13 protein-coding genes and 1 pseudogene are annotated in these 14,079 nt (G+C 71.3%); 3 read left to right on the top strand and 11 right to left on the bottom strand.

All coding sequences use genetic code 11. The annotated features are described in order from the left end of the window. From ACSW7Y_RS11180 to ACSW7Y_RS11150, 7 genes and pseudogenes are all read right to left on the bottom strand, one after another. Positions 1-225, bottom strand: a 225-nt coding sequence (locus ACSW7Y_RS11180) for a CinA family protein (RefSeq protein ID WP_438126358.1), incomplete at its 3' end; no start/stop codon positions are given. Beyond that, positions 222-860, bottom strand: a complete 639-nt coding sequence (gene pgsA, locus ACSW7Y_RS11175) for a CDP-diacylglycerol--glycerol-3-phosphate 3-phosphatidyltransferase (RefSeq protein WP_438126356.1) — start codon at positions 858-860, stop codon at positions 222-224. The genes ACSW7Y_RS11180 and pgsA, both read right to left, overlap by 4 nt. A gap of 5 nt (positions 861-865) precedes the next feature. Then, the gene (locus ACSW7Y_RS11170) at positions 866-3,847 is read right to left on the bottom strand and encodes a DNA translocase FtsK (protein WP_438126355.1); all 2,982 of its coding nucleotides are present in this window, start codon (positions 3,845-3,847) and stop codon (positions 866-868) included. 129 nt (positions 3,848-3,976) lie between these two features. Further along, positions 3,977-5,653 carry a ribonuclease J gene (locus tag ACSW7Y_RS11165; protein ID WP_438126354.1) on the bottom strand — a complete coding sequence of 559 codons (1,677 nt, stop codon included), beginning with the start codon at positions 5,651-5,653 and terminating at the stop codon, positions 3,977-3,979. A gap of 48 nt (positions 5,654-5,701) precedes the next feature. Then, positions 5,702-6,679, bottom strand: coding sequence for a 4-hydroxy-tetrahydrodipicolinate synthase (gene dapA, locus ACSW7Y_RS11160; RefSeq protein ID WP_022903605.1), 978 nt, complete (start codon positions 6,677-6,679; stop codon positions 5,702-5,704). A 207-nt stretch (positions 6,680-6,886) separates the two neighbouring features. Beyond that, a pseudogene (locus ACSW7Y_RS11155) lies at positions 6,887-7,384 on the bottom strand (dihydrofolate reductase). Between the two features lie 53 nt (positions 7,385-7,437). Beyond that, positions 7,438-8,295 carry a thymidylate synthase gene (locus tag ACSW7Y_RS11150; RefSeq protein ID WP_438126353.1) on the bottom strand — a complete coding sequence of 286 codons (858 nt, stop codon included), beginning with the start codon at positions 8,293-8,295 and terminating at the stop codon, positions 7,438-7,440. A gap of 59 nt (positions 8,296-8,354) precedes the next feature. Here ACSW7Y_RS11150 and ACSW7Y_RS11145 point away from each other — a divergent pair, with 59 nt between their 5' ends. Next, positions 8,355-9,275, top strand: a complete 921-nt coding sequence (locus tag ACSW7Y_RS11145; protein ID WP_438126352.1) for a TIGR01777 family oxidoreductase — start codon at positions 8,355-8,357, stop codon at positions 9,273-9,275. Between the two features lie 144 nt (positions 9,276-9,419). Here ACSW7Y_RS11145 and ACSW7Y_RS11140 read toward each other — a convergent pair whose 3' ends face one another. Together ACSW7Y_RS11140 and dapB are read right to left on the bottom strand one after the other, a co-directional pair. Further along, positions 9,420-9,869 (bottom strand): tetratricopeptide repeat protein, encoded by a 450-nt coding sequence (locus ACSW7Y_RS11140; protein WP_438126351.1) that lies wholly within the window; start codon positions 9,867-9,869, stop codon positions 9,420-9,422. A gap of 10 nt (positions 9,870-9,879) precedes the next feature. Continuing rightward, positions 9,880-10,626 (bottom strand): 4-hydroxy-tetrahydrodipicolinate reductase, encoded by a 747-nt coding sequence (gene dapB, locus ACSW7Y_RS11135; protein WP_438126350.1) that lies wholly within the window; start codon positions 10,624-10,626, stop codon positions 9,880-9,882. Positions 10,627-10,649: 23 nt separating this feature from the next. Here dapB and ACSW7Y_RS11130 point away from each other — a divergent pair, with 23 nt between their 5' ends. After that, positions 10,650-11,174: a GNAT family N-acetyltransferase gene (locus ACSW7Y_RS11130; protein ID WP_438126349.1), complete on the top strand. Its 525-nt coding sequence runs from the start codon at positions 10,650-10,652 to the stop codon at positions 11,172-11,174. Positions 11,175-11,255: 81 nt separating this feature from the next. On the opposite strand, the gene ACSW7Y_RS11125 is transcribed toward ACSW7Y_RS11130, so the two are convergent. After that, complete coding sequence (locus ACSW7Y_RS11125; protein ID WP_438126357.1) at positions 11,256-11,858, bottom strand: histidine phosphatase family protein; 603 nt, start codon at positions 11,856-11,858, stop codon at positions 11,256-11,258. Between the two features lie 8 nt (positions 11,859-11,866). Beyond that, positions 11,867-13,201, bottom strand: coding sequence for a M16 family metallopeptidase (locus ACSW7Y_RS11120; protein WP_438126348.1), 1,335 nt, complete (start codon positions 13,199-13,201; stop codon positions 11,867-11,869). Positions 13,202-13,445: 244 nt separating this feature from the next. On the opposite strand from ACSW7Y_RS11120, the gene ACSW7Y_RS11115 reads away from it, so the two are divergent. Next, positions 13,446-14,079 (top strand): TetR/AcrR family transcriptional regulator (locus tag ACSW7Y_RS11115; RefSeq protein ID WP_438126347.1); only part of this gene is annotated, 634 nt, incomplete at its 3' end.

The following is a 14,079-nucleotide window of genomic DNA, read 5'->3' as shown; positions in this document are numbered from 1 at the left end:
GTCGACGCCCAGCACCGAGGCCTTCACCGGCGTCGCGTACGCCACGACGCCTCCCCGCACGACCGCACTGGCACCGGGCACCCCCACGAGGGTCGCGACCACGAGCCCACCGGTCAGTGACTCCGCGACCGCGACGGTCTCGCCACGCGCGGTCAGCTCCGTGACGACCGCCCGCGCCGCCTGCGCCGCACCGGCTCCGGCAGGACCGCCCGCAGCCGCCGTCACGCCGCGGTCCGGTTGTGCTTCCACGCCTGGTAGAGGTAGTCGATCCCGCTGAGCACGGTCGCGAGGAAGGCCGCGGTCATCAGGATGCCGTTCACCCAGTGCGCCCAGTCACCGACGACCTGCCACCACGGGAACAGGGCGAGCGTGATCGCCACGGCCTGCAGGACGGTCTTGATCTTCCCGCCGCGGCTGGCCGGGATCACGCGGTCGGACAGCACCGCGAACCGGAACACCGTGATCCCGATCTCGCGCACCATGATGAGGACCGTCACGTACCAGGGCAGCTCACCGAGGATCGAGAGCGCGACGAGTGCCCCGCCGATGAGCACCTTGTCGGCGATCGGGTCGACGAGCTTCCCGAAGTCGGTGACGAGATTCTGTCGCCGGGCGATGATGCCGTCCGCGCTGTCGGTGACGATCGCCACGACGAAGAGGACCGCCGCCCAGATCCGGACGGAGGTGTCCTGCCCGCCGTCCGCGAGGAGCAGGACGAAGAACAGCGGTGCCATGAGGATGCGCACGACCGTGATGATGTTCGCCACGTTCGCCGTGGACGCGGGGCCGTCGCCCTTCCGGAGGAGCCGTCCACGCCAGGGGAACTGCGCCGCGCTGTGCGTCCGATCGGTGCTCGTCATCGCACTCACTCCCTGCCGGTCAGTCCCCACGCGTCCTCGTCCGGTCCGTCGTCCTCTTCAGGGTACCCGCGCGTCATGTCCGCCACCGGGTCGTCGCCGTAGCGGTCGTCGTCGGCCTCGACCGCGGAGCCGATGACGGCGCCACCCGCCACGGCGGCGCCCGCGGACGCTCCGCCGGGGGACGCCGGACCCGTCGGCGACGCAGCGGGAGCGGCGGCAGCCGGTGGTTCCTCACCGCGGAGCTTCGCGAGGACGCCCGGCAGCTGGTCCGGCGTGACGAGCACGTCACGGGCCTTCGACCCCTCGGACGGCCCGACGATGTCACGCGACTCCATGAGGTCCATGAGGCGCCCGGCCTTGGCGAAGCCGACCCGGAGCTTGCGCTGCAGCATCGACGTCGAGCCGAACTGCGTCGAGACGACCTGCTCCACGGCCGCGAGCAGCAGCTCGAGGTCGTCGCCGATGTCCGCGTCGATCTCCTTGCGCTCGACGACGGCCTGGACGTCCTGCCGGTACTCGGGTCGGGCCTGCCGGGTGACGTGCTGGACGACCTCGGCGACCTCGCTCTCCTGCACCCAGGCGCCCTGCACGCGGAGGGCCTTCGACGAGCCCATCGGCAGGAAGAGCGCGTCGCCCTGACCGATGAGCTTGTCGGCACCGGGCTGGTCGAGGATGACCCGGGAGTCGGTGACGCTCGTCACGGCGAACGCCACGCGGGACGGCACGTTCGCCTTGATCAGGCCGGTGATGACGTCGACGGAGGGTCGCTGCGTCGCGAGCACGAGGTGGATGCCGGCGGCACGGGCGAGCTGGGTGATCCGGACGATCGACTCCTCGACGTCACGGGGAGCGACGAGCATGAGGTCGGCGAGCTCGTCGACGACGACGAGCAGGTACGGGTACTTCTTGAGCTTCCGCTCGCTGCCGGCCGGCAGGATGATCTCGTTGTTCTCGATCGCCTTGTTGAAGTCGTCGACGTGCCGGAACCCGAACGACGCGAGGTCGTCGTACCGCATGTCCATCTCCTTCACGACCCACTGCAGCGCCTCGGCCGCCTTCTTCGGGTTCGTGATGATGGGCGTGATGAGGTGCGGGACCCCGGCGTAGATCGACAGTTCGACGCGCTTCGGGTCGACGAGGACCATGCGGACCTCGGACGGCTTCGCGCGCATCAGCAGCGAGGTGATCATCGAGTTGATGAACACCGACTTGCCGGAACCGGTGGAGCCCGCGACGAGCAGGTGCGGCATCTTCGCGAGGTTCGCGACGACGAAACCACCCTCGACGTCCTTGCCGACGCCGATCGTCATCGGGTGCTTCGACTTGCGCGCGGCGTTCGACCGGAGGACGTCGCCGAGCGAGACGGTCTCGCGGTCGGTGTTCGGGATCTCGACGCCGATCGCGCTCTTGCCCGGGATCGGCGAGAGGATGCGGACCTCGTTCGACGCGACCGCGTACGACAGGTTCTTCGACAGCGCCGTCACGCGCTCGACCTTCACGCCGGGGCCGAGCTCGATCTCGTAGCGCGTGACCGTCGGCCCGCGGGAGAACCCGGTGACCTTCGCGTCGACCTTGAACTCGGTGAGGACGCCCGTGATCGCCGCGACGATGTCGTCGTTCGCCTGGCTCCGCGCGACCGACGGGGTCCCCGCGCTGAGTGTCGTCGCCGCCGGCAGACGGTACGGCTTGTCCGGGTCTTCGTCGTCGGCGGTCGCCGACAGGCCGTCGGCCGCGTCGGTCGCTCCGGTCACGTCGTCCACGGGGTCCTCGGCCGGGAGGCTCGGGGAGACCACCGGGGACACGTCGGCATCCGGACGGGTCGCCTCGCCCACCGTCGGCGCGGCCACGGGCGCGGGTGCGGCGGGCACCTCGGCGCCGAAGTCGCGGAGCGCCCGTTCGGCCTGCTCGAGGTCCTGCTCGACTGAGTCGTTGAGGTTCACGGACCCCGGCTCGGACGGCGTGTGGTCGATGAGCCCTGCGGCCGCACCGGCGTTCGGCGAGACCGCCGGCGGTGCCGTGGGAGCCGCCCGGGTCGCCGCAGCGGGCAGCACGGGACTGTCGAAGGCCGGGTCTTCCTCACGCCCGGACTTGTTCCGCCGCCACCACGGAACGGTCTCGACGGCTTCGTCGGTGGGAGCGCCGTCCTCGCCGAAGCCGAGGTCGTCGAACAGCTGGAACTCCTGCGAGTCCTTCTTCCCCTTGCCGCGCGGCTTCCTCACGGCCGGCTCGGGAGTGGCCTCGACGGCCTCGTCGACCGGTGCCGGTGCTCCGAAGAGGTACGCGTAGAGCTCGTGCAGCCGTCGCCCGGTCTTGTTCGGCGGCGTCTTCGTGATGATGAAGAGCGACAGCACCAGGAGCACCACGGCCACGGGCACGGCGACCCACGCGGTCGCGATCGTGACGAGCCACCCGATGACCACCCAGCCGAGCACGCCGCCGGCGGCCGCGAGGGCCGGCATGCCGTCGGCCGCGCTCGGGGTCCCGCCGAAGACGTGGCACAGCGACGAGATCGACACGAGCAGGATGCCGAGGCCGATCCCGATGCGGGTGTTGTCGTGGACCGACGCGGGGTGCCGGAAGAGCCACCCGGCGAACACGACCATGATGACCGGCAGGGCGAACGCGAGTCGCCCGAACAGCCCGCCGAACGTGTAGGCGTCGAGGTTCACCGACACCGCACTCGTCGGGTTGAGCCACTCGACGACCGCGCCGGCGATCGCGAGCAGGACGAGCAGGAACGGGAAGCCGTCGCGGCGCTGGTCCTTCTCGAGGGACTCCTTGCCGAGCACGCGGAAGAGCGCGCCCACGCCGTGCGCCATGGCGAGCCAGGCGGTCACGAGCGGGTTCTGCTCGCGGAACACCGGCGGCTGCGTGGCCGGCGGGAGCTTCTTCGTCGTGGCCTGGGTGCGCGACGTCCCACGCGTCGTGCTCGTGCGCGACGACGAGGACGCGCGTGAGCGCGTGGTCGACTTGGTGCCTCCGGCCATGGGCAAGACCCTAATCCCGCCCGGGGACAAACGAGCGGAGGCCCGCCGCAGCGTCCGTGACGGACGTGTGACGGGCCTCCAGGCCGATGGCGCACGGGCGGACAGCGCGTGCGGGCGCGCGAGCGACCGCTACGCCTCGATGACCACCGGGACGATCATCGGGCGACGGCGGTGCTTCGAGTTGACCCAGCGTCCCACCGTGCGCCGGACCACCTGGCTGAACGCGTGCGCGTCCCGCGTGCCGTTGGCCGCTGCCTCGGCGAGCGCCTTCGCGATCTGCGGACGGACGTCGTCGAAGACGGACTCGTCCTCGGCGAAGCCGCGCGACTGGATCTCCGGGCCGACCACGCACTGGCCGGTGGTGAAGTCCACCGCGGCGAAGATCGAGATGAAGCCCTCCTCTGCCAGGACCCGACGGTCCTTGAGGTCGGCGTCGGTGATCTCGCCCACGGTCGAACCGTCGACGTAGACGTAGCCGATGTCGAGCTGGCCGGCGACCCGGACCTCGCCGTCCTTCAGGTCGACGACGATGCCGTCCTGCCCCAGGATGACGTTCCGCGGCGGGACACCCGTCTGGATCGCGAGGTCGGCGCTGGCGTACAGGTGACGGTGCTCGCCGTGCACGGGGAGCACGTTCTTCGGCCGCAGGATGTTGTAGCAGTAGAGCAGCTCGCCGGCGCTGGCGTGTCCGGAGACGTGCACCTTCGCGTTGCCCTTGTGCACGACCTTCGCGCCGAGCTTCGTCAGCCCGTCGATCACCCGGTAGACGGCGTTCTCGTTCCCGGGGATGAGCGAGGAGGCGAGGATGACGGTGTCGCCCTCGCCGATCTCGATCTGGTGCTCGAGGTTCGCCATGCGCGCGAGGACGGCCATCGGCTCGCCCTGCGACCCGGTCGACATGTAGACGATCTGGTCGTCCGGGACGTTCTTCGCCTTCTTCGTGTCGATCAGGACGTCGTCCGGTACCCGGAGGTAGCCGAGCTCGGCGGCGATCGTCATGTTCCGGATCATCGAGCGCCCCATGAACGCGACCTTGCGGTTCGCGGCCGCCGCGGCGTCGAGGACCTGCTGCACGCGGTGCACGTGCGACGAGAAGCTCGCGACGACGACCTTCTTGCGGGCGCGCGTGATGATGTTCTCGAGGACCGGTCCGATGTCGCGCTCGGGGGCGGTGAAGCCCGGGACGTCGGCGTTCGTCGAGTCCGGCAGGAACAGGTCGACACCCTGCTCGCCGAGGCGGGCGAAGGCGCGGAGGTCCGTGATGCGGTCGTCCAGCGGGAGCTGGTCCATCTTGAAGTCGCCGGTGTGCAGCACACGCCCCGCGGGGGTCGTGATCGCGACGGCGAGGGCGTCCGGGATGGAGTGGTTCACGGCGACGAACTCGAGGTGGAACGGGCCGAGCTGCTCGGTCTGGTCCTCCTGCACGACGAGCGTGTAGGGCTTGATCCGGTGCTCCTTGAGCTTCGCCTCGACGAGCGCGAGGGTCAGTGTGGAGCCGATCAGGGGGATGTCGCCCTTGAGCTTCAGCAGGTACGGGACGGCGCCGATGTGGTCCTCGTGGCCGTGCGTGAGCACGACGCCGAGGACGTCGTCGAGGCGGTCCCGGATGGGCGCGAAGTCGGGCAGGATGAGGTCGACACCGGGCTGGTGCTCCTCCGGGAACAGCACGCCCGCGTCGACCACGAGGAGCTTGCCCTCGTACTCGTACACGGTCATGTTGCGACCGATCTCGCCGAGGCCCCCGATGGGGACGACGCGGAGGGTGCCGGCTTCGAGCGGCTGCGGTGTGGAGATCTGGGTGGGCATTCGGTCCTGACTGTCGTGCGACGCGCTACCGCTGCGCCGCGGTCTTTCCTAACGTGTGGTGCCTGGCACCTTCGGCAGTGCGCCGCCGGCCGCTGCGTTGCGGTCGGGGCGGAAGTTCGAGAAGTCGGCACCCGGGATGTCCCGGACCGCTTCGAGGGAGGTCTCGATGGCGTAGGCCTCGGTGTCCTCGGGGCCGACGAGCGGGAGCCGGACGCGCGGGCTGCCGATGCGGCCGAGCCCGTGCAGCACGTACTTCGCCGCGACGGTGCCGGGGACGTGGGTCATGATCGCACGGACCAGGGGTTCGACGCGCTTGTGCTCGGCGGTGGCGGTCGCGAGGTCGCCGCGGTTCACGGCGTCGACGATGGTGCGGTACGGCGTGCTCGTGATGTTCGCCGTGACGCCGATGAGCCCCGTGGCGCCGATCGACAGGTGCGGGAGCACGTTCGTGTCGTCGCCCGAGAAGTACATGAGGTCGGTGTTGTTGAGCACCCGGGAGACCTCGGCGAAGTCGCCCTTGGCGTCCTTCACGGCGAGGATGTTCGGGTGGTGCGACGCCCGCACGATGGTCTCGTAGGTGATCGGGATGCCCGTGCGGCCGGGGATGTCGTAGAGGATCACGGGCAGGTCGGTCGCGTCGGCGATCATCCGGAAGTGCGTGAGGACGCCGGCCTGGGTCGGCTTGTTGTAGTACGGCGTGACGATCATGACGCCGTCGGCGCCGGCCTTCTCGCTCTGCTTGTAGAGGTGGATGGCGTGCGCAGTCTCGTTCGAGCCACCGCCCGTGATGATCTTCGCGCGTCCGGCGGCCACGGACTTGCCGACCTCGACGAGCCGAAGCTTCTCGGGGTCTGTGAGCGTGGACGTCTCGCCGGTCGTCCCCGTCACGACGATGCCGTCCGCACCCGCGGTGATGCAGTCGTCGATGTGCTGCTCGACGCCGGGCCAGTCGACCTCGCCGTCGGCGGTGAACGGGGTCACGAGGGCGACGAGGACCTGACCGAAGGGATTCTCACGCGTGGACACGGGGACCAGCGTACCGGGGTCAGGCGTCCGGCCCGCAGTCCGCCCGGACGGTGCGGCCTGGAGGCGCGGCCCGGCCCCGGCGGGTGAGCGCCGTTGGAACCACGGTTGCGACATCGAACCAGATGGAGCGCCCGGTTCGACGTCGCTTTCGTGGTTCGACACGGCCACCATGGTGCGCGCGGCGCGGCGCGCCGCGCGCGACACGCGCTACGGGCGCGTGCGCTCCGCGCGACGCCACTCCAGGAAGCGGAAGCGCGTGCCGTCGACGCGGGACTCCTGCCACGGGCCCTCGTCGACGAGCGTCCAGCCCTCGCCGAGCTCCGGCGCGACCGTGTCCCCCGGGACCTCGACGTCGATGACGGTCTCGGACACCCGGTCGGCGAAGGCGAGCCCGGCCGCGTACACCTGGCCGCCGCCCATGATCCAGACGGGCTCGTCGGTGTCGAGCGCGGTCGCGAGGTCGTGCACGACCTCGGCGCCGGCAGCGGCTTCGGTCGACGCCCACGACGCATCGCGGGTGAGCACCACGTTCCGCCGCCCAGGCAGCGGCCGGAACCGCGGCGGCAGCGACTCTCACGTCCGCCGGCCCATGACCACGGTGGCGTCACCCGTGACCTGCCGGAAGTGCGCGAGGTCCTCCGGGACGTGCCACGGCATCCCGCCGTCGGCACCGATGACCCCGGACCGCGACCGCGCCCAGACCATCCCGACGCCGTGCACTGGCTCGGTCCAGCCGTCGGACGCGGCAGCGGAGGACATCAGACCGCGACCGCCGCCGTGATGGCGGGGTGGTGGTGGTAGCCGACGACCTCGAGGTCCTCGTACACGTAGTCGTCGATCGAGTCACGCGGCGCGAGGCGCAGCGTCGGCATCGGGTACGGCGTCCGGGTGAGCTGCTCGCGGACCTGCTCGACGTGGTTGTCGTAGACGTGGCAGTCGCCGCCGGTCCACACGAAGTCGCCGACCTCGAGCCCGGTCTGCGCCGCGATCATGTGCGTGAGGAGCGCGTACGAGGCGATGTTGAAGGGCACGCCGAGGAACATGTCCGCGCTCCGCTGGTAGAGCTGGCACGAGAGCTTGCCGTCCACGACGTAGAACTGGAAGAACGCGTGGCACGGTGCGAGGGCCATGTCCGGCACGTCGGCGACGTTCCACGCTGACACGATGAGCCGGCGCGAGTCCGGGTTCGTCCGGATCTGCTCGATGACCTGGGCGATCTGGTCGACGTGCTCACCCGACGGGGTCGGCCACGACCGCCACTGCACGCCGTACACCGGGCCGAGGTCGCCGTCCTCGCCCGCCCACTCGTTCCAGATCCGGACGCCGTGCTCCTGGAGCCAGCGCGCGTTGCCGTCGCCACGGAGGAACCAGAGCAGCTCGTACGCGACGGACTTGAAGTGCACCCGCTTGGTCGAGACGAGCGGGAAGCCCTTCGACAGGTCGTAGCGGAGCTGCGCGCCGAAGATGCTCCGTGTGCCGGTGCCGGTGCGGTCGCCCTTCGGGGTGCCCTCCTCGAGCACGCGACGCAGCAGGTCCTCGTAGGGGGTGGGGACGGTGGGATCGGGCTGCACGGTCTCGTCGGTCACGGCAGCGAGCCTAGACGCGACCACCCACATCGGCGACCTCACAGGCGGGCACAGGTCGCGCCTCCCGGCCGCTGAGTAGCGTTGTCCGCATGGCCGACACGACCCCCCAGCCGCTCTCGATCCTCGTCGCCGGCGCGTCCGGCTTCATCGGCACGCCACTCGTCCGCGCGCTCCGCGAAGCGGGTCACCACGTCTCCACGCTCGTCCGACGCGAGCCGCGCTCCCCCGCCGAGTTCCGCTGGGCACCGGGGTCCCGGCCGCTCGACCCCGCGATCCTCGACGGTGCGGACGTCGTGATCAACCTCGCCGGCGCGAACATCGGCAAGCTGCCGTGGACCGCCGCCTACAAGCAGGAGATCCTCCGCTCCCGGGTGTCCGCCACCGAGACGCTGGTCGAGGCGATGCGGCACGCCACGAACCCGCCGGCGCTGTTCCTCTCCGGCTCGGCGTCCGGCGTGTACGGCGACCGGCCGGTGGACGTCCTCGACGACGACGCCCCGGCCGGCTCCGGCTTCCTCGCCGAGGTGTGCACGGCATGGGAGGCCGCCGCGAACGCCGCACCCGAGGGCGTCCGGGTGGTCACGCTCCGCACCGGCATCGTCGTCGGGCAGGGCGGTGGCGCGCTGGCACCGCTCGTCCCGCTCACGAAGGCGGGACTCGGCAGCAAGCTCGGCACCGGCGGACAGTACTGGCCGTGGATCGCGCTCGACGACGAGGTCGGTGCGATCGTGCACCTCGCCACGAGCCCCGACGCCGCAGGGGTGTCCGGTCCGGTGAACCTCGCGGGGCCGGAGCCGGCGGTCTCGGACCGGATCACGCACCGCGTGGCCGACGACCTCCACCGCCCGTACCTCTTCGGCGTGCCGGCGTTCGCCCTCCGACTGCTCCTGCGCGAAGCCGCGGACGAGATGCTCCTGTCGAGCCAGCAGATGGTCCCGACGAAGCTCCTCGAGTCCGGCTACGCGTTCCGGTACACGCGCGCCGAGGACGCGGTCGACGCCGCGTTCTGAACGCGACCAGCAGACGGCCTGGAGGCACGGGGCGGGCCCGCCCCGTGCCTCCCTCGCAGGATCGGTCGGCGCGGCTCGCGTGACGGTGGCGCGGCTCGCGTGACGGTGGCGCGGCACCGCTGAGCGAGCCGCGCCCGGCCGTCGTCAGCGTGCCCTGGTGAGCGCTTCGCGCATCGCCGCCCGCGCCCGTTTGCGGTCACCGGCGGCGTCGTAGACGACGCCGAGGCGGTACCAGCCCCGCCAGTCCGACGGGTCCTGCTCGACCGCCGCCTTGTAGCGCGGGAAGAGCTCGTCCGCGGCCTCGCGGGTCGGCCGACCGGAGGGGCGCACCTCCACGACGTCGTCGGGGGCACCGCCCTCGGCCTCGAGCCGAGCGCCGAGCCGCGTGATGCGGAAGCCGAAGCGCAGTTCGAGGACGAGCAGGAGGGCGCCGATCACCGCGACGACGAACAGCGCGACGCCGATGCCGATGCCGACCGGGACACCCGTGGCGATGAACGCGACGGCACGCTGCCCGACGAGCACGATGTAGAGCACGAGGAGCACCGCCATGAGCGCGGCGCCCCAGAACGGTGACCGCAGGACCGAACGCACGGACCCGACCTCAGCCGATCCCGAGCACGCTGCCGAGCCCCACCGTGAGGCCCCGCATCGAACCGACGGCGGAGAGCGCGGCACGGATCCCGGACAGGTACGCGACGTCGTCGTTCGTGTCGTGCCGGATGGTCAGGGTCTCCCCGGGGCCGCTGAGCAGGACGTCCTGCACGGCCTTCACCCCCGGCAGACGCAGGGAGTGGATCGGGATGCTCGCGACCTGCTGCCCGCGGGCGCGCTGGTCGACGTGGGGGGCATCGACCGGGCCGACCTCGCGGCGGGCGTCGGCGATGAGCTCCGCGGTGCGGACGGCGGTGCCGGACGGCGAGTCCACCTTGCCGGCGTGGTGGGTCTCGACGATCTCGACCGACGGGAACCACGGCGCGGCGATCGTCGCGAGGTGGGTACCGAGCACCGAGCCGATCGAGAAGTTCGGGACGACCAGGACACCCTGGTCGGGTCGGGCCTCGAGGCCGGTCCGGAGCTTCGCGAGCCGCGCCTCGGACCACCCCGAGGTCCCGACGAGCACGTTCGCTCCGCCGGCGAGCGCGTTCTCGACGATCGCCGGGCTGAGCGCGGGGACGGTCACGTCGACGACGAGCTCGGCGCCCGCGAACACCGACGGTGGGGCCTCGTGGGCGCCGTCCTTCGACGAGAGTCTCGCGACGAGCTCGAAGCCGGGCAGTTCCTCGACCACCGAGGCCACGAGGGCCCCGAGCCGACCGGTGGCGCCGACGACGGCGACGGGAGTGACCATGCGCTCCATCCTAGGATCGGGGCATGCCGCTCGACGTCAGGACCGTGCCGGCCGACCTGCCGGAGGTGGACGCGCTGCTCGACGCGTACCTCGACGAGCGCGAGCAGACGTTCCCGACCGCACAGGGGACGTACTCGCGGAAGCGGACGCCGGCGGCGGAGTTCGTGCCGCCGAACGGGGTCTTCGTGGTGGCCTACGACGACGGGGTGCCGGTCGGGTGCGGCGGACTGCGACGCATCGCGGACAGCGTGCTCGACGACGCCGACACGGCGGGCAGCGCGGCCTCCGCCGTCAGCGCCGTCGACGTCCGCTTCGAGGTGAAGCACGTCTTCGTCGCGCCGGACGGCCGCGGCCGCGGGGTCGCGACCGCGGTCATGGACGCCCTGGAGCAGCAGGCCGCGATGCTCGGCGCGACCAGCATCGTGCTGGACACGAACGACTCGCTCGCGGCAGCCGGCGCGATGTACCGCGGTCGCGGCTACCAGCGAACCGAGCCCTTCAACGAGAACCCGAACGCGACCGCCTGGTACCGCAAGCCGGTGCGCTGACCCGACCCGTGCCTCCAGGCCGGCGGTCCGGCGCGACGGACGCGCGACGCTCTGCCGTCGTACCCGCGCGACGCGACGCGCTCAGACGGGCTGGTCGACCGGCAGCCCGGTCCGGAACTCGACCGGGAGGTGCGCCGTGTCGTTCAGCGTGACGACCTCGGCCGGCTTCGCCGAGCGGATGCGGATGATCGTGAGGGCCGTGTGCGCCACGTTGGTGCCCATCCACCGCCACTCGGGCGCCTGGAAGGCCTCCCGGACGAACCAGCCGATCACGGCGTTGTGCGTGATGAGGAGGTCGTGCCGGTCCTCGCGTGCCGGGGTGAACCACTCGGCCACGGCGTCGCCCATCTGGGCCTGTCCGGCGACGATCTCCTCCTCCGTGATGCCGCCGTACCAGCCCTGGTACGCGTGCGGCATGTCCGGGGTGGGGCCGGAGGGGATGCAGTCGAAGAGGAGCGTCGACGGCTCGGGCTGGATCGACGGCAGGCGCTGCGCGATGAACGCCGCGGTCTCGCTCGGCGCCTCGAGCGGCGAGTGGTACACGCCGTCGAACGGCACGCCCCCGAGACGGTCGGCGACGAGGGTCGCCTGTCGCTTGCCGCGCTCCGACAGCTTGCCGTCGCGGAGTCCGTGCTCGGCGTCTTGGTGTTCGCCGTGCCGGACCAGGTACAGGTAGTGCGACATGTCGATGCTCAACCCCCGGTGCTGATCGCCGTCTCGAGGTCCTCCTGGCGCACGGCACCGACGACCGAGGTGATCATCGGCCGGGTCAGCAGGTCAGCCGCGAGCTCCTGCACGTCGGAGCGGGTCACGCGGTCGACGCGTTCGAGCGCGGTCGCGAGGTCGGTGTACTCCCCCGTGCCGAGCTCGGAGCGCCCGAGTCGGGTCATGCGCGCGTCGGAGTCCTCGAGCGAGAGCGTGAGCGCCCCCTCGATCTGCCCCTTCGCGCGACGGAGCTCGTCGTCGGTGATGCCGTCCGACACCATGCGGGCGAACTCCTGGTCGACGATCTCGACGACGCCCGTGACGTTGTCGGGCGCGCAGCCCGCGTAGACGCCGAACGCTCCGTTGTCGAGGTAGGCCGGCGCGAAGGACGACACCGCGTACGCGAGGCCGCGGCGCTCGCGCACCTCCTGGAAGAGCCGAGAGCTCATGCCGCCTCCGAGCACGGCGTTGAGCACGCTGAGCGTCGGGCGGCGTTCGTCGCGCAGGTCGAGGCCCTGCGAGCCCCGGAGCATGCTCACCTGCTCGGTCGGGCGGTGCACGACGGAGAGCTTCGGGACGGCCGGGTCGGCGACGGGCTGCGGTGTGCGGCGTGCGAGCGGGGTGGACCGCTCGGCATGCCGGAACACCGAGGCCACGAGGTCGCGGAAGCGGTCGTGGTCGACGGCCCCGGCAGCGGTCACGACGATCCCGTTCGGTGCGTAGTGCTCGCGGTAGTGGGCGAGGACCTCGTCGCGCTGCACCGCACGGATGCTGTCCGGCGTGCCCCCGATCGGCCGTCCGAGGGGGTGCCCGTCGAAGGCCGCGGCGAAGAAGGCCTCGCCCGCGACGTCGGCCGGGTCGTCCGCGGCCATCGCGAGCTCCTCGAGGATGACGCCGCGCTCGATGTCGAACGCCTCGGGGTCGAGGACTGACCCGGTGACCATGTCGCCGATCACCTGCACGGCCATCGGGACGTCGGCGTCCCGGACCCGTGCGTAGTAGCACGTGTACTCCTTGGCCGTCGCGGCGTTGTGCTCGCCGCCGACCGAGTCGAACGCGATCGCGATGTCGAGCGCACTGCGGCCCTCGGTGCCCTTGAAGAGGAGGTGTTCGAGGAAGTGCGTGGAGCCGAACTGCCCCTCGCGCTCGTCACGCGAACCGACCCCGACCCAGAACCCGATGCTCGTCGAGGCGGCTCCCGGCACGGCCTCGGTGAGGACACGGACGCCGGAGGGCAGGACGGATCGGCGGACGAAGGCGCCTCCGGACGTCAGGAACGACGTGTCCGGGGCCTCCAGTGGCAACGGCACAGGGTGACTCATCGGAGACGAGCCTACTGACCGACGAGAGGGTTCCCCCCAGTTTCAGCGTGGTTCACGACGTGCCTCGAACTGGGGTACAGGAATTGCGGACAGACCGACTCGTCTGTCTGTCCTCCTTGTGGTACTGTGCTTCCACCGGATCGAAAGCCCCCCTAGATTCCGATCCGGTGGCTCGGGACATCAGTCCTGCGTGACCGTCTCCCCCCGATCGGTCACGGAGCCGATGAGCCCAAGGAGCCACGCTGTGACGGTCGATTCCCCCCAACCGGCCGTCCAGCGTCTCCTGGGTCCGAGCGATGACCTCGCGTCGCCGGGTGGGTCGAGCGTCCCCCCGGCTCCCCGCACCGGCGGCGCGAAGGTCCGCATCCTCGAGACCGCCACGCGGCTCTTCTACGAGGAGGGCATCCGGAACGTCGGTGTCGACCGCCTCATCTCCGAGGCGAGCGTCACGAAGGCGACGTTCTACAAGCACTACGGGTCGAAGGACAACCTGATCCTCGCCTACATCCGCGCGCAGCACGACGCGGTGGTGGCGAAGTTCGAGACCATCGTCGCCGAGGCCGACTCCCCCGCCGACGCGATCCGCGCCTGGGTCGCAGCCGTCTCCGCGCAGGTGGACCACGTCGACTTCCGCGGCTGCGCGTTCCTGAACGCCGCCGCCGAGTACCACGACCCTCGCGACCCCGTGCGCGAGGTCGTCGCCATGCACCGCGACTGGTACACGGACCGGCTCGCCAGCCTGCTGCAGGCCGCCGGGCACCCGCTCGCCGGCGACGGCGCGGACGAACTGATGCTCGCGCGGGACGGCGCGATGGCCGGTGCGTACGCGGGCGACGCGATCGCCGCCACGGCGGCGCTCGGACGCGTGGTCGAGCGGG

The sequence above is a fragment of the Curtobacterium flaccumfaciens genome, from assembly GCF_051548005.1.
In the GTDB taxonomy this organism is placed as follows: Bacteria; Actinomycetota; Actinomycetes; order Actinomycetales; family Microbacteriaceae; genus Curtobacterium.
The sequence above is the reverse complement of the archived record's forward strand: the minus strand, read 5'-3'. Positions and strand labels throughout refer to the sequence as shown.